This window comes from Candidatus Binatia bacterium (assembly GCA_036504975.1).
Taxonomy (GTDB): Bacteria; Desulfobacterota; Binatia; order UBA9968; family UBA9968; genus JAJPJQ01.
Window position 1 is genome coordinate 19,843 of the sequence record DASXUF010000110.1, and the last position, 25,030, is coordinate 44,872.

Genomic DNA, 25,030 nt, shown 5'->3' on the forward strand with positions numbered 1-25,030 from the left:
TTTCAGTCTGTCGGCTTTGAGTAAGAAAATGGACCTTCAAGTAGGCGACTCTGTAATCGGCACTAATCCAAGCCTCCGGCCTTACGGCGCTGGGCGGGTGCTGATGGTGAAGAACGGAATTGCGAAGGTCGAGTACTCGCCCGGGCTTTTCTCGGAACCGCCGCTTTATGCGCATACCAAACTACTGAAGATAGAAGAAGCAGAGAGGGTGCCGGCCCCTTTGGAGCTGGCTTTAAAGGGCCAATGGGAAAAAGAGACGTGGCGCTTCGATCTTAGGCAGATGGCCGCGCGGTTCCTGACGGGAAACATCGGCGGACAATTGAGCGACGCCCGAACGGAAATACTACCGCACCAAATTTTTGCGGCCCATAAAGTTGTAAGCAGCCCAAAGAGACGGTTTTTGCTTGCCGATGAGGTTGGTCTCGGCAAAACCATCGAGGCGGGGATGATCTGGCAGGCATTGGCCCAACGCGGTCAGGCAAAAAGAACTTTGATCATTTGTCCGGCGGGACTGACGGTTCAATGGCAGGAGGAGATGCAGGACAAGTTCGGGCAGTTCTTTGAAATCTTCCAGCGCGACTTTCACACGATCAACCCGCGCATCTGGGACCTGAAGGCGTGCGCGATCGCGTCGCTCGATTGCCTGAAGCGCAAGGAGCACAAGGAAAAGCTTCTCGAAAACCGCAAGTGGGATCTGATCATCTTCGACGAGGCGCACCGTTTGAGCGCGAGAGACTACGGAGAAGCCAAAACGGAGAAGACGCAGAATTACCGCCTGGCCGAGGATCTGGGAGAACACACGGACGCCTTGCTTTTGTTGACCGCCACTCCGCATCAGGGAGACGCGACCCATTCGCGCTTTCGCCATCTGCTCGGATTGCTGGATAACGAGATCGATTTCGGCGGCTTGGAAGACGGCCAGGTAACGCTTTGGAACTATGCCGTCAGGGAACCGAGAGGCAACGGCTATCGGCCCTACAAGGACTACATCTTACGGACACCGAAGCTCAACGTGACGGATTCCCAAGGAAGAAAAATCTTCCGCGGCCGCGATACGCATCCGCTCCGCTTCCCCATGTTCAAGGACGAGGCGGAATTCTACAAGGAAGTCAGCCGTTATATCTCCGCCGGTTATCGCATGGTGGAACACCTTAAGGATCGTAACAAGAAACTCGCGATCGGCTTCGTGCTCACGGTTTTCCAGAAACTAGCTTCCAGCTCGACGCATGCAATCAAGGCGGCTCTTTATGGCCGGAAAATGCGCCTACAAGATAAATATCGCCGGCTGCCCGATTCCGTCGATCGCTTGGAATCGCTTCTTGAGGAGGCGGACGAGCGCTTCGAAGGCGAGATGGAAGAGAAGGCCGCTTGGCGGCTCAAGACCGAGGAAGAGTTCGTTAAAGACGAGCTTGTGCAATTGGAACGGCTGATCGCCATGCCGGTCAAGCAGGATCGAAAGCTCGTCGAGCTGAAGCAATTGATCAAGCGGGTCTTCAGCGAAAGCGAGAGAGGGGAGCAAGAGAAGGTTTTGGTCTTCACGGAGTACAGGAGAACTCAGGACCATCTGGTCGAGGAGTTGGAAAAGAGCTTTGGCAAAGGCTCGGTCGTAGTGATCAACGGCGACATGAAACTGGACCAGCGGAAAACCAGCGTGCAGCGGTTCCGAGAGAATGAAAACGTCCGCTTTATGGTCAGCACCGAGTCGGGCGGCGAAGGCATCAACCTTCAATTCTGTCACGTCCTCGTGAATTACGACCTGCCTTGGAACCCGATGAGGATCGAGCAGCGCGTGGGGCGCATCTACCGCTTCGGCCAAACCAAGAGAGTTCAAATCTACAACTTCAGAGGCAAAGAAACCGTGGAGGATAAAATCTACGGCTTCCTCGAACAAAAAATTGAAATTGCCGCGAAGGCTTTAGCGAAAGTCACCGGGGAAGACCCGGAGGACATCAAAACCACGATGCTCGGTCAACTGGAGAGCGAGGTGGATTACAACTCGATCTACAAGCGCGCCATCGTCGAGCAGGACATCGAACAATCCAAAGAAGAGATAGAAGAGGGGGTCAAAAAAGCCCAGCTTGCGTATGAGATAGCGACCAACAGCTTGTTCCGAGATGTCTCCGGCTATTCCTTCGCCAATTACGAAAGGGAACTGAAAGCGGACGTGGACCTTGAGGCGTTGAGGGAATTGACCGAGCGGTTCTTGCAGCACCATCACCGCCAGGTTCAGAAGAAAGACGGTTTGTTTGAATTCCTCACGCCGGAAGACCTGCGCGGGCCCGGCATCGACGAGCGGTTTACCAAAGTGACCTTTGACCGCAAAGCGGCCATAGAAAACCCTGACCTTACCTTTTTTGCGCTGGGCCATCCCTTTGTCGATAGCATGCTCAAGACTTGCGGGGACGTGAAATTTGGCGGTTATTGCGCTCGACGGCATATCCGGGACGTGAAAGCGGGCCCGGCCTGCGGATACGCTTTTAATTTCATCGTCCGGCAACGAATTCACCGGGATGATCATGAGGAGTTTTTGTTTGCGCTCCATCCCATCTTTGTCGGAGATGACGGTACGATCGACGATATGACAGCGAAGTTGTGTTTGGAACGCTATAGCGATTCGCTCGGCGGAGAAATCGAAGTGAACCTCAAACCCAGCGATGCCTTTGAAATCGCAAAGGCACGCCTTCAGAAACAGGTTAAAACTATCTGGGATTGGGAAGAGGACGTATCCTTGCTTAATCTCGCCTTGGTCGCGATAGGGTCGTGAGTTTTCAGCGCCGTGGGTTAATTCCCCGCCGCTTGCTGGGCGGTGTTGGTTCGTAGCCCCGCCAGAGCCCGTCATTCCCGCGTGCTTTTAGCGGGAATCCAGGCGAACTTCGGACTGGACCCCCGATTATAACATTCGGGGGTGACAACTTGGGATAAATTATCCGAGGGGCCTCTCGATCTCCCGCAGCTTGCTGCGAGGTTGTTCCTTAAGTGCCGAATGACCCGGACTCTCAGGTTTACCTGCCTTCGATTCCACCAGGTTTTATTTTGGCAGCGAGAAGAAGAACGTCGCGCCTTTGCCCTCCTGGCTTTCCGCCCAGATCCTGCCCCCGTGCGACTCGACGATCATTTTACAGATGGCGAGCCCGAGCCCCGTGCCTTTGTGCTTGGAGGTCTTGCCGCTTTGGGTCTGGCGGTATTTCTCGAACAGGTCGCCCATTTCGTGCGCCGGAATTCCAGCGCCGCTGTCTTTGACCCAAATCGTCGTCTCGCCCTCGTTTTTCTGCGCGGCGCCGACCTCGATCGTGCCGCCCTCGCGGGTAAACTTGATGGCGTTGCTGATCAGGTTGGTAAAGACCTGTCCCAGGCGCGCGGGATCAGCGTTGACTCGAGACAGAGGCGGTTCGGTGCGGCCGGTGAGAGAGATCTTTTTCTCCCGGGCCAAGATAACGTAATCGTCGAGGCTCGCGCGGATCAGTCGCTCCACGTCCACTTCCTCCTTGATCAATTCCAGCCGGCCGGCTTCGATCTTGGAGAGATCGAGAAAGTCGTTGATGAGGTTCAACAAGTTGCGGCTGCTGGCGCTGATCTTGAATAGCCAGGTCTTTTGATCATTGGTGACAGGACCGACCAGACCGTCTTCGACGATGGCGGCGCTCGACATGATCGCCGTAAGCGGCGCCCTGAGATCGTGGACGATCATGGCGGTGAAATCCGCCTTGAGCTTTTCCAGTTCCTGGGCTTGAAGCTTGGAGGCGAGAATCGGCTCCAGCTCGCGGGCGGCGATCGCGAGCGTCTGCCGGGTTTCGTCCGTGTAGAGCGAGCGGTTGGCGGTAAAGACCGATAGACCGCCTTCGACGGCGGCGGAAAAGCGCGCCGAAAGCATGGCGAGCTTCCTCCTCTCCGCCGGCGCCTCGGCGCTCAGCAGCTCGGGGTTGAGCATATTCATCCGCGGCGACTCTTTATCCCGCGGCGGCACGAGATTTTCTTCCAGCAGGGTCTGCCGGGCAATTTCCAGCCACGCGGCCGGAACCCGCTCCGCAAAGTGGACTATCGTCATCGGCCCATTGGGCGCGCGCATCGAGAGCACGGCGATCTGATAATCGATGAGGGATTTAAAAAATTCGAAGAAATTGTTTAACACGGCGATGAGGTCGCTGGTCGAGCGGCCGGTCTCGCGGATGCGATTGCTGATGGTCGCCTCGAACAGAAGACGGTCCAGCAAATCGGTCAGGCGCGCGTGTGCGGTCTGGCGCGCGAACGGCACGGCGCCCTTGGAGACGGGCTTGTTCGTCGTCTTGCGCTTTTTCTCCGCCAGGAGTCGGGCGACCTCTTGTTCGAGTGGCCCCGTGCCGGTCCCTTTGAGTACGTAGCTGTCGGCGCCGGCCTCCTTGCCCCAAAAGCGGTGTTCCTGCTGGTCCAGGGTCGTAAGCAATATGATGGGCAGGTCCTCCGTCGCGGAGTCGTTCTTCAAGAGCCGGCAGACCTGATAGCCGGTCAGCTCGGGCATCACGATGTCCGAGACGAGGAGATCCGGGCTCTCGCTTTGAACGAGGTGAAATGCCTCCAGGCCGTTGCTCCCCTGCACCACCTGGTAGCCCCGGCGCTCGAGGGCCAAGGCGATCGTGCTGCGCTGCGTACGGCTGTCGTCGACGACCACTATTTTTGCGGCCATGCGGTTTTTCCCTCCTCTCTCAGGAAGGCTGCCTGGATGATCTCGTCGGCGATCTTTTCCAGGGGACTGACGATTTCCGCTGCGCCGGTGATCATGGCTTCCCGCGGCATGCCGAAGACGAGCGAGCTGGCCTCGTCCTGAACGATCGTCCGCCCCCCGGCGGCGCGGATCTTTTTCAATCCTTGAGCCCCGTCTTTTCCCATCCCGGTCAACAAGACGCCGATCGCCTCCGCGCCGTAGATTTGCGCCGCCGATTCCATAAGGCGATCCACGGAGGGGCGATGTCCTTGAAGCGGCGGGTCGTCGGTGAGGGTGAATTTCTTTCCCGCGCTGATTTCGAGGTGATGGTTGTCCGGCGCGATATAGACGTTCCCGTTGCGGAGCGAGACTCCGTGGACGGCGAGCCTTACCGGCAGCGAGGACTCGCGCTCGAGCCATTGCCGCAAGCCGGCAACGAAGCCGGGCGCAATGTGCTGCACGATGGCGATCGGGATCGGGAAGTAATGGGGCAGGGCTTTTAAGATTTTGGCCAGCGCCGGGGGGCCGCCGGTCGAGGCGCCGATGATCACCACTTCGGCTTTGGCGGGCCGATTGACCTCGGTCCTTGGCGCTGCGGAGGGCGGCGCGGGTTTGTTGACCAACCGCATCGGATGGACGTGCGCCACGGTTTTGACGCGGAATATCAACTCCTCGCCGATCTGAGAGAATCCTCCCGGTCCGATGCCGCTCGGCTTGCCCATGATGTCCACCGCGCCGCACCGGAGCGCTTCGAAGGCCACCTCCGAGTCGCGGCTTTCGATCATTTGGCTCACGACCAGAATAGGAACCGGACGGGTCGAAGCGATGATTTTCGTCGCTTCCAGCCCGCCCATGAGCGGCATGTTGAGGTCCATCGTCATGACGTCCGGATTCAGCGAATTTCTGAGATCGATGGCTTCCTGGCCGGTTTTTGCCCAGCCCACGACCTCGAGGTCGGGATCCTGGCTCAATAGATCCCGCATCATGGCGGCGATCGAGGGTGAATCGTCGGCGATCAAAACTTTAATCATAAGAAATTAAAAGACGTGTTCGTGTCCGTGCTCGTGTTGGTAAAGAGGGTTCTGCTATGCGCACGATCACGAGTCACGAGCACGCTTCTTTCTGTTTACGCGAAGCGTTGGACGATCTCCAAAAAACGCTTCTGGTCGAAGACCGCCTTGGTGAGGTAGGCGTCGGCGCCCGCCTCGATGCCGCGTCTCTTGTCCGCTTCGGTTTGCAGCGCCGTAACCAGGATCACGGGCAGGTCTTTGAAGCGCTGGTCTTTTTTTATCCTCTCGGTCAGCGCGAAGCCGTCGAGGCGCGGCATTTGGACGTCGCTCACGACGATGTCGAAACTTTTCTCGTACAGCTTGATCAGACCGTCCTCGCCGTCCACGGCCGTCGTCACGTCGAAGCCGGCCGCTTCCAGAATATTTTTTTCCAGCGTGCGGGTCGTAAGCGTGTCTTCCACGACGAGCACGCGTTTCTTGGCCGCCGGACGCGGCGCGATCGAGCGGACCGAAATCGGGGCGGCGGTCTTGGCCTGGTGCGAGACCGAGCGCAGCAGCTCGTTCGGGCTTAGGATCAACGCGATTTCGCCCTTGCCGAGAATGGTCCCGCCGGAGAGCAGCGGGACGTGGCCGAAAAATTTTCCCAAGGCCTTCACCACGACCTCCTCTTCTCCCAGCAGGGCTTCGACGCCGAACACCACTCTTCCTTTGCCGCCCTGCAGCAGAAGCGCGGGGATCGCGGCCTTCCGTTCGACATCGACTTTAGGCAAGTTGAGAACATCGGAAAGCCAGGCGAAGGCGAGGGGAGTCCCATCGATCACGACGGCGGTTTTGCCTTCCACGTGGACGATGTCGTCGGGCGCAAGGAGCAGGGTTTTTTCCAGCGCGTCGGTCGGGAGGCAGAAGACGTCGCCGCCGCATTGGAAGAGCAGCGCGTGGGTCGTGCTGAGGGTGAGCGGCAGCGACAGCGTGAAGGTCACGCCTTCCCCGGGTTTGGATTCCGTCGCGATCGAGCCCTTGAGGTTCTCCAGCCGCTCCAGGACCGCATCGAGGCCGATGCCGCGCCCGGAGATCTCGGTCACTCCGGCGGCGGTGGAAAATCCCGGATGAAAAATGAGATCCAGCACCTCGTCGTCGGGCCAACGCTGGATTTCCTCGGCCGAGGCGAGCCCCTTTCGGACCGCAGTCTCGGCGATGGCCTTGCGGTCGAGCCCTTTGCCGTCGTCTTTGACGACGACGAGGATCTTCGTCCCTTCCTGGCGCGCGCTGATGACGAGTTTGCCGCAGGCGGCTTTTCCTTTTCGCTCCCGTTCTTCGGGCGGCTCGATGCCATGATCGATGGAATTGCGCACCAGATGAATGAGCGGCTCGCGCAGCTCTTCGAGGATTTTCTTGTCCAGTCGGGTGGAGGTCCCCTCCAGCGCGAGCTCCACCTCTTTCCCCAGCTCGTGGCTCAAGTCGCGGACCATCCTGAAAAAAGGCTCCAGGATCGTGGAAACCGGGAGCAGGCGCAAATCGCGCACGCCTTCGTGAATGCCGTCGACGAGAAGCTCCAGCCGGCGGGTATTGTCCGAAAGCCGTTGCAGGGCTCGGGAAAGGTCGTCGCCGACTCTTTCGATGCGGCCGAAAGACGGGCTATGGGTTTCGCGCGCGAGCCTGCGCCGCCATTCTTCCAAGGAGTCCAGTGTGTCTTCGATCTGCCGGAGATTGTCCAGTGCCTCGATCTTGGCGACCAGAAGCTCTCCCGCCTGGTTCATCAGGTTGTCCAGCCGGTCGGTCTGGACCCGGATGCTGCTGAGGGCGCCGCCGCCGTCGCGGCTCGCCGGCGCCCGCGCTTCTGCCGCGGGAACGCGTTCTTTGGATTCGGCGGTCGCGGCGATTGGAATCGTCGCGTCGAGCGTTTTTTCTCCGGCGGCGACGCGTAGCTCATCGATCAACGCGTCGATGCTCGGCGGTTCCGCGCCTTCTACCAACGCGCCGAGAGCCTGAGTCACGGCGTCGATGTCGCGATACATCGCCTCCATCATCGCCGGCGTCGCTTCTCTTTCGCCGCGGTTCAACTGGGTGAGCAGGGTTTCGAGATAATGGGCGAGCATCTCGAGGTTTTTAAATCCCATCATCCGCGAAGCGCCCTTCAAGCTATGCGCCGAGCGCAGGATCTCGTCGATCGGCGCCTGTTGGGGCGCGCGCTCGAGCGCGAGGAGGCCGTCGTTCAGCTTCTGGATGTGCTCGTCGCATTCCTCGCGGTAGATCTGAAACAGCCGCTGATATTCTTGATCGCCCGGTTCCATTTTCAGTTTTTGGTGGTCTCGAATATTTCGAAATGGTCTCCCTCGGCGGTGCGGAACCGCTTGACCAACTGATCGAGCGATTGGCCGAGGGTCATCAATTGAGAGGCGGCGAGGTTGGTTTCCTTCGTCCCGATCACGGTCTCTCTCATGCCCTGATCGATCGCGCGCATCGCATCCGAGACCTGGTCCGCTCCGATGGCCTGCTGGCGCGTGGCGAGGGTGATTTCTTGCACCGATCCCATGGTCTGCTTGATCGTCGCGGTCACGCCCTGAAGCGTCTCGCCCGCCTGGAAGATCTGCCGGACGCCTTCTTCGACGCCTTTATTGCCCTCTTCCACGGCCAGGATCGTGTTCTGCGTTGCCGCCTGGATCTCCTGGATGATCGCGCCGATCTGCGCCGCCGCTTTCTGGCTTTGATCGGCGAGCTTGCGCACCTCGGTGGCGACGACGGCGAAGCCTTTGCCGTGCTCGCCCGCGCGCGCGGCCTCGATGGCCGCGTTCAGCGCCAGCATATTGGTCTGCTCGGCGATGCTCGACACGGTGAGAACGATCGAGCTGATGCGCTGAATCTGCTCGCTCAGGTTGAGAATGCTGTGGGCGATTCCCTGGGATTGGACCTTCAGGCGGTTCATCTCGTCGATGCCTTTTTGCACCGCCCGGTTGCCTTCTTCGGTGAGCCGGCTCACTTCGCGCCATTGCGCGGACATCTCGTCGGCCGTTTTTCCCACCTGATTGGACGATTGAGCCAGCTCCTGGATCGTGGTCGTGACCTGGTTGATCGAGGCCGCCTGCGACGCCACCGTGCGCTCCTGTTCTTCGGCGGCGGCGGAGATCTGGCTTGCCGCCGAGCTGGTGTTCTGGACCATCTCGGTGATGCGAATCACGATCTGGCTGAGGTCCTGGGCCATTTGGTTGAGCGATAGGGACAACATTCCTAGCTCCGATGAATCGTGAGCAGGGAGCGTCACGGTGAGATCGCCCTGAGCGACCTGTCGGGCAAAGCCGACGCCTTCCCGGATCGGGTTGGAAATCGTCCGGGCGATGACGATCGAAGCCCATCCCACCACCAGGAAAGTAAGGACGATGATCGACGCCACCACATAGCCCAGCTTATTGATCGGCGCCAGCCCTTCGGAAGCGTCCATTTTTGCGATCAGGACCGCGCCGATTTCAGGCAAAGGCCGGAACGAAGCGATGGCCGGGACGCCGCGGTAGTCTTTGAAGAACTCATGTCCCTTGTTTCCCTGGAGGCCGAGACGAATCGGGTTGCTGTCGGGAACGGTTTGGAGCACCGTCGATGGCTCGGAAAAGCGCGACTGCGTGAGCATCCTGAGTTCGCGATCGATGAGGACGGCTTCGCCGGTCTGTCCCAGGCCGGAGCGCTCGTCGATCAGCCGATCGATGGGCCGGAGCTCGACCTCGAGGATCACGCGGCCGACCACCTTCGCATTGTTGTCGTGGACGGGACTCACGACCATCATGACGTGCTGCTGGGCGATCGGGGAGAGAAACACCGGGGTTACGTGGGCAAGCTCGTTTCCGATCGGCTTGGCCAGGCCGAGCTCGCTCAGATTTTTTCCCTCCTGAGGCAGGATGCGGGAGCTCGAGACGAGGACTTTGCCTTCGCTATCGACGATCAGCACGTCGACGTAGGAAGGGTTGGTCTCTTGCCGCGCGACGATCAGGTCCTTGACCCTCTGGGTTCTCTCGGCGTCCGTCTTTGCGGCGAGGTTGGGATAGATCACCCTGAATGTGGGGGAAACGAGATCCTTGACCGCCTGACTGGCGGAGAGGCTCCCCGCGTCGGCCAAATGGGCTTTAAACCAGGCGGTGAGGATGTAAGCCTTGTTATCGGCGACGGCGTCGAGCTTGTTGGCGATCTCTCCCTGGAGGCTCGCGCGGCTGCTGGTGTAGGCGATGATCCCGATCGCGAGAATCGGGCCCAGCGACAGGAACAGGAACCAGAACGTGAGCTTCCCCCTTACGGTGGCGGGCATCAACTTCTGAAAGAAGGCGCGCGGCCAAAACCTTTTCATTTTTTTCTCCTAGAATTGTTCCGAGCCTTCTCGCCCCGGCCCCGCGAAACGGGGATCGGCGACGATTTTTTCCACGTCGAGCAGGCTCAGCAGCCGTCGCTCGGTCAAGTACACGCCCCGAATGAAAAGCGCGCGCTCGGGCTCGAGCGATAGAGGAGGCGGCTGAAGCTCCTTGGCGGGAAACGTAAGGATGTCCTGGGCTTGATCGACGGCAAGCGCCAGCTTGTTTCCTTGAAGCGAAAGGACCAGAATGGCGGGAAGCAGCGCCGCCATTTCTCTCTGGCCGAGACCTACGACCGGTCCCAGATCGACCACCGGCACGAGCTCGCCCCGGAGATTCATCAATCCGGCGAGGTGGGGCGGCGCGGAGGGCAGACGGCGTAGCGGCGTCGCCTGACGCGTTTCGGCCAGGTACTTGAGCTCGACTCCGTAAAGCTCGCCGCTCAATACGAACGAGAGGGCCGATATCTTTTCACCGCTTTCCTCGGGGGCCGGCACCTCGCTCAAGATCCGGGCCCGCTCGCGCAGGAGCTCGGCAAAATCCTCGCGCCCATTCTCGCCGCCGTCCACAATTATGTTTTTGTCATCCATCGGTCCTCGGGGTTTGCCAATCTCCGAGCTCGTGCGCCTCGATGACGGAGAAAATCCGCCCGGCGTTCAAGATCGGGACGAGCCGCCCTTCCCATTTCGCCACGCCGGCGATGAACTGGCTCTGCAGGCTGCCCAAAAAGGCGGAGAAGTCGGGGGCGGGCTCCGTCTCTGCGGACGAGATCTGGACGAGCGAGAGCGCCTGATCGACGATCAGCCCGAAGAGCTTCTCTTGATAAGGAGTCACGAGGATCGCCGTCTTGCGGTCCCATGGACGGCGGCCGAGTCCCATGCGCCGTCTTAAATCGATCGCGGTGACGACCTTTCCGCGCAGGTTGAAGATGCCGGCGACGAAAGGCGGAGCATCCGCCAGCGGCGTAAGCTCGGGGAGCGGAACCACTTCGCGCACCTCGTGAATGGAAATCGCGTACGATACCGGCTCGAGGGCGAACGTAAGCAGTATGAGATCATCCTTCATGGACGAGTTCCTTCATGGACGAGTTCCTTGTCCACCAGCGTGAGCAGTTGGCGGCTGGTGATCCCTTCGGCGCCGGGCAAATGGTCCGAGAGGGGAGCCGAGGCGAGCAGGCTTTTGACCACGGCGAAGTTGCGCCGCGCCTGGTGCGTTTTCCCCTGGGCTTTGTGAATCTTGCCGAGATAAAAATGACCCAGAGCGAAGTTCGGGTCGATGTAAACGGTCTTCTTCATCGCGGCGAGGGCATCGTCCGTTTTGCCCTCTTCCATCCACAAGAGTCCCATGAAGTAGTGGGCGCCGAGATTCAGCGGATCCAATGTGACGGTCCGCTGGAGCCAATAAGAGGCCTCGCCCAGATGGTGGCGGTCGGCGGCGAGTTGGCCCAACAGAAAGCAAACACTGGAATCACGCGGGTTCTTCTCCGCCTCGGCGGCGAGCAACACCAGGGCCGCGTCCACCTCGCCTTGAGATATCAAGGCCACAGCCTTAACTACGGGATCGTCGGGCCTGTTGGGCTCCACCGCGGCGGGCCTATGGATTTTCTTTATCGGAGCTTGCGGCGCTGGGCGCGGCAGGGGCGCGGTCCAGACGAGAGCAAGCGGGCCGGGAGAGTGGGCGGCCGCTTGGGGCGACGGCTTCTGATAAACGATGGTCTCCGGAAACACCCGGGCTTCGAAATGTCGATACGATGCCTGGGAATATTCCGCCGCTCCGGTTACGAGGAATCCTCCTTCATTGAGGCACTGGTGAAATCGACTAAGGATTTTTTTGATCGTATGCGGGCGAAAGTAGATCGTGACGTTGCGGCAGAAGATGATGTCCAGATCTTTCGTTCCGTTCGACGCCGCGGGATACGGGTCGCTTTCGAGGTTCAGCGGACGAAACTTCACCAGCGAGCGAACGCGGTCGTCCACGCGGCGCGATTCTTTCTTGACCGGGCGCCAGTACTTCCGGATCAGCTCTGGATCTACGCCTCTGAACGACCAGGGCCGGTAGAGGCCCCGCTCGGCGTGTTCGAGCGCTTCGAGGTCGATGTCCGTAGCGAGAATGTCGATCTCCCACGGCAGCAGGAGCGCGGGAAACTTCTCATACAGCAGGATGGCGAGCGAGTACGGCTCTTCTCCGGTGGAGCAGCCGGCGCTCCAGATCCGGAGCGTTTTCTCCCCGCGGGATTTCTTTTTCTCGACGAGCTCCGGGATGAGATAGTCCTTCAGCGTCTGGAAATGGGCGGAGGTGCGAAAAAAGTAGGTCTCGTTGGTGGCGATCGCCGCCACCAATTTGTCGAGATGGGCGATTCCGGCGGAGCTGCCGGCGTCGATGGCGCGAATGATCTCCTGGGGCGACGCCGTCAAAAGCGCGGCATGGAGTTCTTTAAATGGCTCCTCCAGGCGGCCTAGCTTCTCGTCGGGGAGGTAGAGTCCCGTCTTTTTCTCCAGTAAGTCTCTCAGCCGGAGGAGGTCGGCTCGGGTGTAAGCCAGAGATGAGTTAGACATCTCTGGGCAAGGGTAAATTTTGACTCTGGGAAAGTCAAGTTGATTCTCAAAAGCAGGAGTGATTTATAGCGGTGAATATGATATTCAAAGGACGTTCATGGTCGACGTCGCCGCCAATTGCCGCGAAGTCTTGGAGCGCATGGGCGAAGCGGCTTCACGCTCAGGCAGGAATCCGAAAGAGATAAAACTCCTGGCAGCTTCCAAGTCCCAAACCGTCGACAAAATCCGGGCGGCGATCGGGGCCGGGATCCGGCTCTTCGGCGAAAATTACGTCCAGGAGGCCGAGGCCAAAAGATCCGCTCTCGGGGGATCGTTACAACGGCCATCCGCCATGGGCGGATCGGTCGAGTGGCACATGATCGGCCACCTCCAGCGCAACAAGGTCAAAACGGCTTGCGATCTTTTCGCCGTGATACAAACGTTGGACAGCGTGGAGCTGGCGCGGGCGTTGGACAGGGAAGCGAAGCAGAGGGAGCGGCCCGCGCGCGCTTTCATCGAAGTCAATCTGGCCGGCGAGGAAAGCAAGAGCGGAGTCGCCCGAGGACGCGTCGCGCCGCTGCTGGAGGAGATCGGCAAACTGTCTTATATAAGGATAGAAGGCTTGATGGCTGTGCCGCCCTTCCGCGAAAGTCCCGAAGATGTCCGGCCCTATTTCCGCGCGCTCAGCGAGTTGCGCGACCGGCTAACGACGCTGAAAGCGCCGAACCTCGATCTCAAGGAGCTATCGATGGGTATGACGCACGACTTTTCGGTTGCCATCGAAGAAGGCGCGACGCTCGTACGCATTGGAACGGCCATCTTCGGCCCGCGGACTGCGTAACGGACTCTATGTTCATTGTAGCCAACCTCGTTGAAGCCTTAGCGGCGGTATTGAACACGTTGCTCTGGCTCTACATGTGGATCATGATTGCGCGCGCGGTGATCTCTTGGGTCAACGCCGATCCGTATAATCCGATCGTCCGCTTTCTCTACAGCGCGACCGAGCCGGTTCTTTACCGTGTGCGCCGGCTGTTTCCGCTCTACGCGGGCGGCATCGATTTTTCTCCTATAATCGTGTTCGTGGTGATTTACTTTCTCCAGCTATTCTTAATCCGCTCGCTTTACGACTTGGCGCAATCGCTCCGCTACGCGAGTTGAAAATGAAACTGTTGTTCGTCGGCGATATTCGCGAGAACCAGCAGGTCGACACGGTATTCATGTGCGCGGCCAAGAACCAGGGCGTGACCAAATCCGGCAGCGGCTATCTGATCCTCAAGCTCCTCGATCGCAGCGGCGAGATCGAGGGCAGGGTATGGGACCGGGCGAACGATCTGGCGCGAGGATTTGAGAAAAGCGACTACGTGCGCGTGCGCGGCCAGGCGACTCTCTACCAAGGGAAGCTTCAGATCCGCGTGCATGACGTAGTTCGCGTCAACGAAACCGAAGTCGCGGCCGAGGACTTTCTGCCCAAGAGCCCATACGATCCCGAGGTGATGGCGGAAGAACTGATGACGATATTACGGGGCATGAAAAATCCTCATCTGCGCGCGTTGACCGAGGCGTTTTTTGCCGACGACGCTTTCATGGACCTGTTCAAGCGGTCGCCGGCGGGAAAAAGCATTCATCACGCCTATCTCGGCGGCCTGTTGGAGCACACGCTGTCGCTGCTCAAGCTCATCCTCAAGGTCGTCGAGAATTACCGCGGCATCGACGTCGACCTGCTCCTCGTCGGCGGATTCCTTCACGACATGGGCAAGATCTACGAGTTCTCCTACGACCGCGCGGTGGAGTACACCGATAGCGGCCAGCTCCTGGGCCACCTCGTGATGGAGGTCGAAAAGGTCGACGAGAAAATCCGCTCGCTGCCGGAGTTTCCGCCCGAGCTGGCGCTGCTCGTCAAGCACATGCTCGTGAGCCACCACGGCCAGTATGAGTTCGGCTCGCCCAAACTACCCCAGACGGTCGAGGCGGTGATTCTCCACTACCTGGACGATCTGGACGGCAAGATTCAAAGCATCCAGTACCTGATGGAAAAGGAACCGGGCGCGCGCTGGACCTCTTTTCACCGCGCCTATGGACGGAGCTTTTTTCGCGGCGAGGGCGGCGGGAAGAAAGATTAAGTCCGGTAGCTAATTCGCGGGGAAATCAGCCATGAAAATGTATTTAGCAGGATCGTGGACCGACAAGCCGAAAAAAATCGAAGTTCGGAACCCGTATGACAATTCGGTCATCGACATCGTGCCGAAGGGAGAAGCCGCCGACATCGAGCGTGCGCTCAGCTTCGCCGAGCGCGGCGCCAAAGTCATGGCCAAGCTCTCCGGTTATGAGCGCTGGAAAATTTTGCGCAAGGCCGCCGATCTCATGGCGGCGCGCAACGAAGAGCTGGGCCGGATCATTTCCCGGGAAGAAGGGAAAGTCATCACGGAAGGGCGCGGGGAAGCCAATCGCGCCGTCGAAACGATGATGGGATCGGCGGAGGAAGCGAAAAGAATTCACGGCGAGACGGTGCCGCTCGACGGCGATCCCTCGGGAAGTAAGAAACTCGGCTTCACGCTCCGCGTGCCGTGCGGCGTCGTCGCGGCGATCAGCCCGTTCAACTTTCCGCTGAACCTCGTCTGCCACAAAGTCGGGCCGGCGCTGGCTGCGGGCAATTCGGTCATCGTCAAACCGGCGTCGGATACTCCGCTCTCGGCCCTGAAGCTGACGGAGTTGTTGCTCGAAGCCGGCCTGCCGCCGGAGGGCATCCAGTGCATCACCGGCCCGGGCGGCGAGATCGGCGACGCTTTGGTCGCCGATAAGCGCGTGCGTAAAGTCACTTTCACCGGCAGCCGGGAGGTCGGCGACCGGATCTGCCGCATCGCCGGCATCAAGAAGGTGACGATGGAGCTAGGCTCGAACAGCCCGCTCATCGTCATGTCGGATGCCGACTTGGACAAAGTCGCCGCCGCGGTGGTGGCGACCGGATACGCCAACGCGGGACAGGCCTGCATCTCGACTCAACGGGTGCTCACGGCAAGAAAAATCTACGGCGATTTTCTCGGCGCGCTGAAGCCTAAAGTGGAATCGTTGGCGACGGGCAACCAACTCGACGAAAAAACCAAGGTCGGACCGATGGTCAAAGAGAGCGAAGCGTCCCGCGTCGAGGATTGGATTCAGGAAGCGGTCGCAGGCGGCGCGCGGTTGGCGGCCGGCGGCGGCAGGCGCGGCGCCATCTACGTCCCGGCGGTCGTGGCCGACGTGAAGCCCGATATGCGCATTTCCCGCGACGAGCTATTCGGTCCCGCCGTGGCGGTTACGCCGTTCGATACGATCGAAGACGCGATCGCGCTCGCCAACGACAGCGTGTATGGTTTGGCCGCCGGCATCTTCACCGAGAACGTCGAATGGGCGATGAAGTTCGCGCGCGAGGCGGAGGCCGGGAACCTCCATATCAATTGGGGGCCGCAATGGCGTGTCGATCTCATGCCTTACGGCGGCCTCAAAGAATCCGGCTTCGGCAAGGAAGGCCCGCGCTACGCCGTCGAAGAGATGACTGAGCTCAAGATGATCGTGTTCCACCTGAACAGTTAGCAGCAGTTCGTGTCCCCCGACGGCAACAGTTGAGTAAGCAGTACGCAGAAAGCAGTAGTCAGAAAAAACTCGGGTTTCTTTTGCTGCTTACTGCATACTGCCGACTGCCTACTGGATTCTGCCAAACAGCCAACGGACAAAAATGAGAACCGACGGCCGCAAAGATAGAGAACTGAGGTCCATCCTCATCACTCCCGGCTATATCAAGCACGCCGACGGCTCGGTGCTGATCGAGGTCGGCGATACGCGCGTGATCTGCACCGCCAAGCTCGAAGATCGCGTGCCGCCGTTTCTCCGCAACAGCGGCAAGGGATGGATCACGGCCGAGTACGGAATGCTGCCGGGTTCTTCGCAGGAGCGGATCGCGCGCGAGTCGTCGCGCGGCAAGATCGGCGGCAGGACGCACGAGATCCAGCGGCTCATCGGGCGGAGCTTGCGCGCGATCGCCGACTTAAAATTATTTGGCGAAAAAACCGTCTGGATCGATTGCGACGTGATTCAAGCCGACGGCGGGACGCGGACCGCCTCGATCACCGGCGCGTACGTGGCGCTTGTCGAAGGAGTGCGCCGCTGGGTAAAGAACGGAATCATCGAGAAATCGCCGGTGCGCGATGCCGTGGCCGCTGTAAGCATCGGGATCGTGGACGGAAAAGTGCTTCTCGATCTCAACTACGCGGAAGACAGCCGCGCCGAAGTGGACATGAACATTGTGATGACCGGTTCGGGCAAGTTCATCGAGGTCCAGGGAACCGCCGAGCACGTGCCCTTTACCAGGAAGAAGCTCGACCGCCTGACCGAGGTCGCCCAACAGGGTATACGCGAGCTCATCAAAGCGCAGAAAAGGGTATTGAATGAAATGTATTTGACGAAAAGTGTTTAGAAAAATTTAAGTTTGCCGTCTTTCTGCCGATAGAAACGCACCGAGGAGGTTTGCAACAATGAGGAAGCGCGTGCTGCTGGTCGAAGATCACCCCGACACGAGCGACATCATACAGCGCGAATTGAGCGTTGTCGGCTACGATGTGCTGATCGCCGAAGATGGCCATCAGGCCGTGGCGTTCGCCGCCCATTTGCTTCCCGACGTGATCGTCATGGATATGAAACTGCCGAAGTTGAGCGGCCACGAGGCAACGATGCGTATTCGCGAGAACTCGAAAACGGCCTCGATACCCATTCTCGCCGCTACCGCTCTGACAGGACCCGGAGAACGCGAAAAATGCCTGGCCGCAGGCTGCAACGACTACCTGGCCAAGCCCTTCACCTACAGAGAACTCGACCAGGCGATAAGAAAGCTCCTCCAGCAAGCCAACGCTTCGAAAGAGAATGTGTCCGAGCCGGTCGCGACCAAGACGGGAAGCGGCTCGGAAAGAAGATAACCCCTCAGATCCCAATGAATGGAGCTTTTAGTAGCTACCACCAATGAGGGCAAACTTGCGGAGATCGAGGGATCTCTCAGGGAACTACCCGTTCAAGTTCTTCCTCTAGGAGCGCTCAAGAACCGCCCGAGCGTTGTTGAAGACGGAAAGACATTCGAAGACAACGCGCGTAAAAAGGCCCGCACGTTGGCTGCGTTCTGCGGACGTTTGACATTGGCGGACGATTCCGGGCTGGAAGTGGACGCGCTCGGTGGGGCGCCGGGCGTGCACTCGGCGCGCTACAGCGGCGAAGATGGCAATGACGCCCGCAATAACCAAAAGTTGCTTCAAGCTCTGTCGAGCGTTTCTGAGGAGAAGCGCGGTGCGCGCTTTGTCTGTGTGCTCGCTTTGTGCGCGCCTTCAGCGTTGGGTGGTGAAGAGTGGCTCTTCCGCGCGGAGTGTGAAGGCAGGATTACTTTCGCTCCAAGAGGAAAGAACGGCTTCGGCTACGACCCGCTGTTCTTTTATCCGCCGCTGGGTTGCACCTTCGGCGAGCTCGAACGTGAAGCCAAGAGCCACGTTAGCCACAGAGGCCGGGCACTAAAACAACTCATCGAAGCCTTATCCTCGCTGCCGTCGTTCCAAGGAAGACCTTGACTCCGATTCCAGTGGAGGCAGAGATTTTTCGGGGTTGATTTCAACCTTTGCCTGTGTAGAATGAATTGGTTTGGCTTTGACGGGGCGTAGCGCAGCCTGGTAGCGCACCTGCCTTGGGCGCAGGGGGTCGGACGTTCAAATCGTCTCGCCCCGACCAAAATAGTGAGCAGTGAGACGTGAGGAGTGAGCAGTAAAGAGGCGGCGGTTGTGGAGACTGCTTACCGCTCACTTCCTCACTGCTCACTTTTCAAGGCGCCAGTAGCTCAGGTGGATAGAGCAACGGCCTTCTAAGCCGTAGGTCAGGGGTTCGAATCCCTTCTGGCGCGCCAGTCTGTTTGCGATGCGGTGAGTGTAGCTCAATTAGGTTAGAGCACTGGACTGTGGCTCCAGGGGTTGAGGGTTCAAATCCCTTCACTCACCCCAAGCCCTTCGGGATGGCAAATCTCAGATTTCAGATCGCAAAGATTTTGAAATCTGAAATTTGAGATCTGAAATTCCGAGCGCAGCTCGGATGCGGGCCGCTAGCTCAGTTGGTAGAGCAGCTGACTCTTAATCAGCGGGTCCTCGGTTCGATCCCGGGGCGGCCCACCATTTTAAACATGCATTTGTACGACTCCCGGTTCCAAGCGATGCCGCCGTTTCATTCGCTTTAGCCTTGACTTAGCAGCGCTGGTTTCCTACTCTTTTTCTTCAGCCTGGTTGCTTTCAGAATTCCGATCAGAGAATGCGAGAGTGGCGGAACTGGCAGACGCACTAGACTTAGGATCTAGCGGGCAACCGTGGGGGTTCGAGTCCCCCCTCTCGCACCAAAAAGCCATCTACACCCGATGAAAATCGACGTTGACGTGGTCAGTCCGACCCAAAGAAAGATCCGCGTGGAGCTTCCCGGCGACGCCGTCAAGAAGGAGTTTCTGAGCGTGTATGAAAACCTGAGCCAGCGCGCGAAGATCAAAGGTTTTCGACCCGGGAAAGTTCCCCGCTCCGTCTTACAGGGGGTGTACGGCGACGAAGTTAAAGGGCAGGTGCTGACGCGCCTCGTGGAGCAATCGCTCGGCGAGGTCTTCAAGCAACGCGGGCTGAAGGTTATTTCGGAGCCGGAAGTCGAGACGGACGCCCTTGAGGAGGGGAGAGACTTTGTGTTCTCGGCGATGGTAGAGGTGAAGCCCGATATCGAGGTGAAAGACTATCGTGGACTGGAGCTAAAGAAAGCCCGGCTTTCAGTCGATGATGATCAAGTGGAGCGAACGCTTGAACGTATCCGGGACGCCTACGCCCAGTTGGTTCCCGTGGAAGACCGTGACGTCGTCGAGCGCGGCGATTTTCTCACGCTCGATTTTGTTGGTTCGATCGACGGCAAACCGCTTCCCGGAGGAAAGAGCGAGAACTATTCGTTGGAGGTCGGCGGCGGCAACACGCTGCCTGATTTCGAAGGAGCTCTCATCGGGTTGACGAAGGGTACCGAACATACTATTAGTGTGCCGTACCCTGCGGACTATTTTAATAAAGAATTGGCCGGAAAAGTGGCACAGTTTTCCGTCACCGTTCGCGAAATCAAGAACAAAGTCCTGCCTCCGCTCGACGATGAATTTGCCAAAGACCGCGGCGATTGCTCCACCCTCGAGGACCTGAAACAGAAAATCCGCGCGCAATTGGAAGCCGAGCTTAGGGAGTTCCAGACCGGGGAGCTCAAAGAGCAGCTCATAGACCGCCTCGTCGAGGCGCATTCGTTCGACGTCCCGCCGAGCATGGTCGATCGCCAGGTCCGCTATTTGCTCGAACGCCATCAGAGCCGGCAAAAGGCCCAGGGCACGGCGCCTGTCGGCGAGAAGCCTTCCACCGAAGAGTTGCGCAAGGGGTTCCAGCCTCACGCCAAGCGGCAAGTCAAGGCAACGCTCATTCTAGAGAAAATCGCCGAGCTCGAGAAGGTCGAAGTGTCGGACTCGGAGGTGCAGAAAAGGGTCGAAGAGACAGCCCGCGTCGCGGGCGAAAAGGCCCCGGCCGTGCGCCATTATTACGACCGGGCGGACGCGCGCGAGAACCTTCGGTCACAAATGATCATCGATCGCACCATCGATTACCTTTTGCAGCACGCCGCGATGAAAGAAGTGGAGCCGGCCGTTGATGCCCAGGGGAAAAACAGTTAAAATGTCTTCGAGTGGCAGGGAGTCATGGCGAGCATGAACTTCATTCCAATCGTGGTCGAGCAAACCGGGCGGGGAGAGCGCGCCTACGATATCTATTCGCGGCTGCTCAAGGACCGAATCGTCTTCCTCGGAACGGTTGTCAACGACGATGTCGCCAACGTCATCACCGCTCAGCTTCTGTTTCTCGAATCGGAGGATCCGGAGCGGGATATTTTTTTCTACATAAACACGCCGGGGGGATCGGTCACGTCCGGTCTCGCCATTTACGACACCATGGAATACGTGCGGCCGCAGATCTCGACCGTGTGCGTGGGACAAGCCGCCAGCATGGGCGCGATCCTGCTCGCCGCCGGGACGAAAGGGAAAAGGTACGCGCTGCCGCACTCCCGCATCATGATCCATCAACCGCTCGGAGGATTTCAGGGAACCGCGACCGACGTGGACATTCAGGCGCGGGAGATTCTCCGGATGCGGGAAGAATTGAACAATATCCTGGTGAAGCACACGGGACAAAGCCAAAAAAAGATAGAAAAGGACACCGACCGCGACTTTTTTATGACCGGGAAGCAGGCTCAGGAATACGGGTTGGTTGATGACGTGATCACCAACCGGCCGGTCAAGAAGTAAAGCGAGGATTGTATGCCAAAGCACGGCGACGAGCGTTCGGGAAATTTAGTTTGCTCTTTTTGCGGCAAGAGTCAGGACGAAGTCCGCAAGCTCATCGCCGGGCCGACCGTTTACATTTGCGACGAATGCATCGATCTCTGCAACGACATCATCGCGGAAGAGTGCGATCACGAAGAAGCGCTGGCTTCGTCATCAACCGTCCCCAAGCCGGCCGAGATCAAGCGGGTGTTGGACCAGTACGTCATCGGCCAGGAACGCGCGAAAAAGATACTGGCCGTCGCGGTCCATAACCATTATAAGCGCATCGACAGCCAGATGGTGACGGGGGACGTCGAGCTGCAGAAAAGCAATATCCTTCTACTCGGGCCGACCGGCTCGGGGAAAACGCTCCTCGCTCAAACCTTGGCGCGCTTTCTCCAGGTCCCTTTTACGATCGCCGACGCGACGAGCCTCACCGAAGCGGGGTACGTGGGCGAGGACGTCGAGAATATCATCCTCAACCTGCTCCAGGCGGCGGACTACGACGTGGAAAAGGCCCAGCGGGGAATCGTTTACATCGACGAGATCGACAAGATCTCGCGGAAGTCGGAGAATCCGTCGATCACGCGCGACGTCTCCGGCGAAGGCGTGCAGCAGGCGCTGCTCAAGATCATCGAAGGCACGATGGCGAGCGTGCCGCCCAAAGGGGGAAGAAAGCACCCGCAGCAGGAATTTCTCCAGGTGGACACGACCAATATTCTTTTTCTCTGCGGCGGCGCCTTTGTCGGTCTGGAAGACATCATTCGCAAGCGCACCGGCCGGAAACAGATGGGCTTCGGCGGCGAAATCGATCAGCGCGACGGCCGACGTCCGAGCGAGCTATTGCATGTAGTGCAGCCCGAAGACCTGCTGAAGTTCGGCCTCATCCCCGAATTCATCGGCCGCCTGCCGGTGTTGGCGACCTTGGACGAGCTCGAAGAGACCGCGCTGGTGCGGATCTTAAAGGAGCCGAAGAACGCTCTCACCAAGCAGTACTCCAAGCTCTTCGAGATGGAGAGCGTTCATCTCAAGTTTACCGAAGAGGCGCTAAAGGCGATCGCCAAAGAGGCGATGAAGAGAAAGTCGGGTGCGCGCGGCTTGCGGGCCATCATGGAAAACATCATGCTGGACGTGATGTACGACATGCCGTCGCAACCCAATATTAAGGAAGTGGTCGTCTCCGAGGAAGTCGTGACCCGAAACGAGGCTCCGATCATCGTTTACAGCAAAGCGGCAGAGAGCGCATAGGGAGAAAAATGGTTATGTTGTTTCGCAGCGACAAAAAGGACGACAAAGAGAAGGAAGGGACCGTTTTGACGGTGCCGCTGCTTCCCCTAAGAGACATCGTGGTCTTTCCGCACATGGTGGTGCCTCTGTTCGTGGGCCGGCAGCGCTCGATCAAGGCGCTCGAAGAGGCGACGCAAAAACAGGGGCCGATCTTCCTCTCTTCGCAGAAGGACGCCAAGACCAACGAGCCGACGGAGAACGACATCTATCGGATCGGCGTTCTCGGCAGCGTGGTGCAGATGCTCAAGCTCCCGGACGGCACCGTCAAGGTGCTGATCGAGGGCAAGAAACGGGCCCAGGTCTCGCGGTTCTTGAATCATCCGGATTTTTTCCTGGTCGAGGTGGAGGATGTCGCGGAGATCGTGGAGAAGAACACGGAAGTGGAAGCGCTCATCCGCGAGGTCCACACCACGTTTGAAAACTATGTGAAACTCAAGAAAAAGATCCCGCCGGAGATGGTCATGTCGGTATCGTCGATCGACGACCCGGGCCGCCTCGCCGACACGATCATCACGCATCTCGGCATCAAGATCGAGGACCGGCAGAATCTTTTAGAAACTTTGAACGCGTCCGAGCGCCTGGAAAAAGTTCTCGGCCACATGCGCGCCGAGATCGAAATCCTCGAAGTCGAACGCCGCATCCGCTCGCGGGTCAAGAAGCAGATGGAGCGCTCGCAAAAAGAATACTACCTGAACGAGCAGATGCGGGCGATTCAAAAAGAACTCGGCGAAAAAGACGAGTTCAAGAACGAGATCCAGGAGATCGAAGACAAGGTAAAGCAGAAAAAACTTTCGGCCGAGGCACGCGACAAGGTCGAAAAAGAGCTCAAGAAACTCAAGATGATGTCACCCATGTCGGCGGAGGCGACCGTCGTCAGAAATTACATCGACTGGATCTTGAGCCTGCCGTGGAATGAGTTTACCGACGACAAGCTCGACATCAAAGAGGCCGAGAAAGTTCTCGAAGATGACCACTACGGCCTGGAGAAAGTGAAGCAGCGGATTCTGGAATATCTGGCGGTGCAGAGCCTCGTGGGCAAGATGAAGGGGCCGATCCTCTGCCTCGTCGGGCCTCCGGGAGTCGGCAAGACTTCGCTGGGCCGCTCCATCGCGCGCGCCACGGGGCGAAAATTCGTCCGCGTTTCTCTCGGCGGAGTTCGGGACGAGGCGGAGGTCCGCGGCCATCGGCGCACCTATATCGGCGCGCTGCCGGGGAAGATCATCCAGTCGATGAAGAAGGCGGGCTCCAGCAACCCGGTCTTTCTCATGGACGAAGTGGACAAGATGTCCACGGACTTTCGCGGCGACCCGTCTTCGGCGCTGCTGGAGGTTTTGGACCCGGAGCAAAACTTCGCGTTCAACGATCACTATTTGGATCTGGACTACGATCTCTCAAGGGTCATGTTCATTACGACAGCCAACATGCTCGACCGCATTCCGCGGCCGCTGCAAGACCGCATGGAGATCATTCGAATCGCCGGCTATACCGAGCTGGAGAAGCTGAACATCGCTAAAAAATACTTGATCGGGAAGCAGCGCGAAGCCAATGGGCTTAGCTCGGGGAACGTTCTTTTTACCGACAGCTCGATTCTCGGCTTGATACGCCATTACACGAAAGAAGCGGGAGTTCGAAGTCTTGATCGCGAGATCGCTTCGATCTGCCGCAAGGTCGCCGTCGAGGTTGTCAAGAAAGATCGCAACGCCAAGATTCAAATATCGGGAAAGAGTCTCCACAAACATCTGGGCCCGCCGAAATTCCGCTACGGCAAAGTCGAGGGCGAGCAGAGAATCGGCGTCACCACCGGTCTTGCATGGACGGAACTTGGAGGTGAGTTGCTCGCGACCGAAGTGACCATTATGCCCGGCAAGGGGCAGCTCATCATCACGGGCAAGCTCGGCGATGTCATGCAAGAATCGGCGCAGGCCGCCATGAGTTACGTCCGCTCGCGCGCGATCGAGCTCGGCTTGGACAAAGATTTCTATCAGAAGCTCGATGTCCATCTGCACGTGCCGGAGGGCGCGATCCCCAAGGACGGGCCCTCGGCGGGAATCACCATGGCTACGTCTCTCGTCTCCGCCCTGATTCGCGTTCCGGTTCGCCACGACCTCGCGATGACCGGCGAAATCACACTAAGGGGAAGAGTTCTTCCCATCGGCGGTCTAAAGGAGAAGGTTTTGGCGGCCCATCGCGGCGGCATAAAAACCATCCTGGTGCCGGAGGAGAATGAAAAGGACATCGAGGATATCCCTTCCACTATTCTTAAGTCGGTCGATCTGATTCTGGTGTCGCACATGGACGCGGTTCTGAAGAAGGCTTTGATCCTCACCGACCCTGAGAGCCTCTTCAAAAACAAGACGGAACCGGAATCTAAGGAAGAGCCGCCCGGCTTCGAGGAGAAGGAAGAAGACGCCCCCGGAGCGCAAATCCTGCCCCAATAAGAGAGCTTGGCCTCGCAAACGGGTTGACCCCGAACCCGCCGGCTGTTATAAGAATCGGCATATTCTTGTGCGCTCATTTTTTGGCTCACGACGGGAGAGTCATGACTAAAGCCGAACTGATCGATTCGATAGCAAGCAAGGCCGCGCTTCCCAAGCAAAAGGCCGAAGAAATCGTCAACGGACTGTTCGACGATATCGTCGGCGCGCTGAAGAGCGGTGACAAGGTCAACATCTCCGGCTTTGGAACTTTCTCGGTGTCCGAGCGCAAGGCGCGGACGGGAAGAAATCCGAAGACGGGGGAGACGATTCAAATAGCTTCCTCTCGAGCCGCTAAGTTTAAGGCGGGTAAGGGCTTGAAAGAATCTCTCGGCTGATCCGTTCGTT

The 25,030-nt window shown here is 58.7% G+C and carries 20 protein-coding genes and 5 tRNA genes; 18 read left to right on the plus strand and 7 right to left on the minus strand.

The window, feature by feature from the left end:
* Positions 1-28 precede the first annotated feature (28 nt).
* The gene (locus VGL70_14825; protein HEY3304803.1) at positions 29-2,764 is read left to right on the plus strand and encodes a helicase-related protein; all 2,736 of its coding nucleotides are present in this window, start codon (positions 29-31) and stop codon (positions 2,762-2,764) included.
* A gap of 264 nt (positions 2,765-3,028) precedes the next feature.
* Here VGL70_14825 and VGL70_14830 read toward each other — a convergent pair whose 3' ends face one another.
* From VGL70_14830 to VGL70_14860, 7 genes are all read right to left on the minus strand, one after another.
* Entirely contained in the window at positions 3,029-4,660 is a 1,632-nt protein-coding gene (locus tag VGL70_14830) for a hybrid sensor histidine kinase/response regulator (protein ID HEY3304804.1), read from the minus strand.
* Entirely contained in the window at positions 4,645-5,709 is a 1,065-nt protein-coding gene (cheB, locus tag VGL70_14835; protein HEY3304805.1) for a chemotaxis-specific protein-glutamate methyltransferase CheB, read from the minus strand. Before cheB ends, VGL70_14830 begins: the two co-directional genes overlap by 16 nt.
* Before the next feature lie 95 nt (positions 5,710-5,804).
* Positions 5,805-7,979, minus strand: coding sequence for a hybrid sensor histidine kinase/response regulator (locus tag VGL70_14840; GenBank protein HEY3304806.1), 2,175 nt, complete (start codon positions 7,977-7,979; stop codon positions 5,805-5,807).
* Between the two features lie 2 nt (positions 7,980-7,981).
* Positions 7,982-10,015: a methyl-accepting chemotaxis protein gene (locus VGL70_14845; protein ID HEY3304807.1), complete on the minus strand. Its 2,034-nt coding sequence runs from the start codon at positions 10,013-10,015 to the stop codon at positions 7,982-7,984.
* A 9-nt stretch (positions 10,016-10,024) separates the two neighbouring features.
* Positions 10,025-10,606 carry a chemotaxis protein CheW gene (locus VGL70_14850; protein ID HEY3304808.1) on the minus strand — a complete coding sequence of 194 codons (582 nt, stop codon included), beginning with the start codon at positions 10,604-10,606 and terminating at the stop codon, positions 10,025-10,027.
* The gene (locus VGL70_14855; GenBank protein HEY3304809.1) at positions 10,599-11,081 is read right to left on the minus strand and encodes a chemotaxis protein CheW; all 483 of its coding nucleotides are present in this window, start codon (positions 11,079-11,081) and stop codon (positions 10,599-10,601) included. Before VGL70_14855 ends, VGL70_14850 begins: the two co-directional genes overlap by 8 nt.
* The gene (locus VGL70_14860; GenBank protein ID HEY3304810.1) at positions 11,078-12,571 is read right to left on the minus strand and encodes a CheR family methyltransferase; all 1,494 of its coding nucleotides are present in this window, start codon (positions 12,569-12,571) and stop codon (positions 11,078-11,080) included. Before VGL70_14860 ends, VGL70_14855 begins: the two co-directional genes overlap by 4 nt.
* A gap of 97 nt (positions 12,572-12,668) precedes the next feature.
* Here VGL70_14860 and VGL70_14865 point away from each other — a divergent pair, with 97 nt between their 5' ends.
* From VGL70_14865 to VGL70_14945, 17 genes are all read left to right on the plus strand, one after another.
* A complete protein-coding gene (locus VGL70_14865) occupies positions 12,669-13,391 on the plus strand; it encodes a YggS family pyridoxal phosphate-dependent enzyme (GenBank protein HEY3304811.1) in 723 nt (240 codons plus the stop codon).
* A gap of 8 nt (positions 13,392-13,399) precedes the next feature.
* Positions 13,400-13,708 carry a YggT family protein gene (locus tag VGL70_14870; GenBank protein HEY3304812.1) on the plus strand — a complete coding sequence of 103 codons (309 nt, stop codon included), beginning with the start codon at positions 13,400-13,402 and terminating at the stop codon, positions 13,706-13,708.
* Positions 13,709-13,710: 2 nt separating this feature from the next.
* Complete coding sequence (locus VGL70_14875) at positions 13,711-14,670, plus strand: HD domain-containing protein (GenBank protein ID HEY3304813.1); 960 nt, start codon at positions 13,711-13,713, stop codon at positions 14,668-14,670.
* Positions 14,671-14,701: 31 nt separating this feature from the next.
* Positions 14,702-16,120: an aldehyde dehydrogenase family protein gene (locus VGL70_14880; GenBank protein ID HEY3304814.1), complete on the plus strand. Its 1,419-nt coding sequence runs from the start codon at positions 14,702-14,704 to the stop codon at positions 16,118-16,120.
* Positions 16,121-16,262: 142 nt separating this feature from the next.
* Positions 16,263-17,000, plus strand: a complete 738-nt coding sequence (gene rph, locus VGL70_14885) for a ribonuclease PH (protein HEY3304815.1) — start codon at positions 16,263-16,265, stop codon at positions 16,998-17,000.
* Positions 17,001-17,058: 58 nt separating this feature from the next.
* Positions 17,059-17,496, plus strand: coding sequence for a response regulator (locus VGL70_14890; protein HEY3304816.1), 438 nt, complete (start codon positions 17,059-17,061; stop codon positions 17,494-17,496).
* A gap of 18 nt (positions 17,497-17,514) precedes the next feature.
* Positions 17,515-18,132, plus strand: coding sequence for an XTP/dITP diphosphatase (locus VGL70_14895; GenBank protein HEY3304817.1), 618 nt, complete (start codon positions 17,515-17,517; stop codon positions 18,130-18,132).
* Positions 18,133-18,212: 80 nt separating this feature from the next.
* A tRNA-Pro gene (locus tag VGL70_14900) sits at positions 18,213-18,289 on the plus strand.
* Between the two features lie 95 nt (positions 18,290-18,384).
* Positions 18,385-18,461, plus strand: a tRNA-Arg gene (locus VGL70_14905).
* 16 nt (positions 18,462-18,477) lie between these two features.
* Positions 18,478-18,555: transfer RNA gene (locus tag VGL70_14910), tRNA-His, on the plus strand.
* A gap of 92 nt (positions 18,556-18,647) precedes the next feature.
* A tRNA-Lys gene (locus VGL70_14915) sits at positions 18,648-18,723 on the plus strand.
* Positions 18,724-18,858: 135 nt separating this feature from the next.
* Positions 18,859-18,941 (plus strand) — tRNA-Leu (locus VGL70_14920).
* 18 nt (positions 18,942-18,959) lie between these two features.
* Positions 18,960-20,276 carry a trigger factor gene (gene tig, locus VGL70_14925; protein HEY3304818.1) on the plus strand — a complete coding sequence of 439 codons (1,317 nt, stop codon included), beginning with the start codon at positions 18,960-18,962 and terminating at the stop codon, positions 20,274-20,276.
* 33 nt (positions 20,277-20,309) lie between these two features.
* A complete protein-coding gene (gene clpP, locus VGL70_14930) occupies positions 20,310-20,903 on the plus strand; it encodes an ATP-dependent Clp endopeptidase proteolytic subunit ClpP (protein HEY3304819.1) in 594 nt (197 codons plus the stop codon).
* Positions 20,904-20,915: 12 nt separating this feature from the next.
* Positions 20,916-22,169, plus strand: a complete 1,254-nt coding sequence (gene clpX / locus VGL70_14935; GenBank protein HEY3304820.1) for an ATP-dependent Clp protease ATP-binding subunit ClpX — start codon at positions 20,916-20,918, stop codon at positions 22,167-22,169.
* 14 nt (positions 22,170-22,183) lie between these two features.
* Positions 22,184-24,646 (plus strand): endopeptidase La, encoded by a 2,463-nt coding sequence (lon, locus tag VGL70_14940; GenBank protein ID HEY3304821.1) that lies wholly within the window; start codon positions 22,184-22,186, stop codon positions 24,644-24,646.
* 101 nt (positions 24,647-24,747) lie between these two features.
* Complete coding sequence (locus tag VGL70_14945) at positions 24,748-25,020, plus strand: HU family DNA-binding protein (protein ID HEY3304822.1); 273 nt, start codon at positions 24,748-24,750, stop codon at positions 25,018-25,020.
* The last annotated feature ends 10 nt before the right edge of the window (positions 25,021-25,030 follow it).

Bases quoted from the DNA above. Each gene is read 5' to 3' on its own strand.
- VGL70_14825 (HEY3304803.1), top strand. From the start codon at position 29: ATGGACCTTCAAGTAGGCGACTCTGTAATCGGCACTAATCCAAGCCTC.
- VGL70_14830 (HEY3304804.1), bottom strand. From the start codon at position 4,660: ATGGCCGCAAAAATAGTGGTCGTCGACGACAGCCGTACGCAGCGCAGC.
- cheB (HEY3304805.1), bottom strand. From the start codon at position 5,709: ATGATTAAAGTTTTGATCGCCGACGATTCACCCTCGATCGCCGCCATG.
- VGL70_14840 (HEY3304806.1), bottom strand. From the start codon at position 7,979: ATGGAACCGGGCGATCAAGAATATCAGCGGCTGTTTCAGATCTACCGC.
- VGL70_14845 (HEY3304807.1), bottom strand. From the start codon at position 10,015: ATGAAAAGGTTTTGGCCGCGCGCCTTCTTTCAGAAGTTGATGCCCGCC.
- VGL70_14850 (HEY3304808.1), bottom strand. From the start codon at position 10,606: ATGGATGACAAAAACATAATTGTGGACGGCGGCGAGAATGGGCGCGAG.
- VGL70_14855 (HEY3304809.1), bottom strand. From the start codon at position 11,081: ATGAAGGATGATCTCATACTGCTTACGTTCGCCCTCGAGCCGGTATCG.
- VGL70_14860 (HEY3304810.1), bottom strand. From the start codon at position 12,571: ATGTCTAACTCATCTCTGGCTTACACCCGAGCCGACCTCCTCCGGCTG.
- VGL70_14865 (HEY3304811.1), top strand. From the start codon at position 12,669: ATGGTCGACGTCGCCGCCAATTGCCGCGAAGTCTTGGAGCGCATGGGC.
- VGL70_14870 (HEY3304812.1), top strand. From the start codon at position 13,400: ATGTTCATTGTAGCCAACCTCGTTGAAGCCTTAGCGGCGGTATTGAAC.
- VGL70_14875 (HEY3304813.1), top strand. From the start codon at position 13,711: ATGAAACTGTTGTTCGTCGGCGATATTCGCGAGAACCAGCAGGTCGAC.
- VGL70_14880 (HEY3304814.1), top strand. From the start codon at position 14,702: ATGAAAATGTATTTAGCAGGATCGTGGACCGACAAGCCGAAAAAAATC.
- rph (HEY3304815.1), top strand. From the start codon at position 16,263: ATGAGAACCGACGGCCGCAAAGATAGAGAACTGAGGTCCATCCTCATC.
- VGL70_14890 (HEY3304816.1), top strand. From the start codon at position 17,059: ATGAGGAAGCGCGTGCTGCTGGTCGAAGATCACCCCGACACGAGCGAC.
- VGL70_14895 (HEY3304817.1), top strand. From the start codon at position 17,515: ATGGAGCTTTTAGTAGCTACCACCAATGAGGGCAAACTTGCGGAGATC.
- tig (HEY3304818.1), top strand. From the start codon at position 18,960: ATGAAAATCGACGTTGACGTGGTCAGTCCGACCCAAAGAAAGATCCGC.
- clpP (HEY3304819.1), top strand. From the start codon at position 20,310: ATGAACTTCATTCCAATCGTGGTCGAGCAAACCGGGCGGGGAGAGCGC.
- clpX (HEY3304820.1), top strand. From the start codon at position 20,916: ATGCCAAAGCACGGCGACGAGCGTTCGGGAAATTTAGTTTGCTCTTTT.
- lon (HEY3304821.1), top strand. From the start codon at position 22,184: ATGTTGTTTCGCAGCGACAAAAAGGACGACAAAGAGAAGGAAGGGACC.
- VGL70_14945 (HEY3304822.1), top strand. From the start codon at position 24,748: ATGACTAAAGCCGAACTGATCGATTCGATAGCAAGCAAGGCCGCGCTT.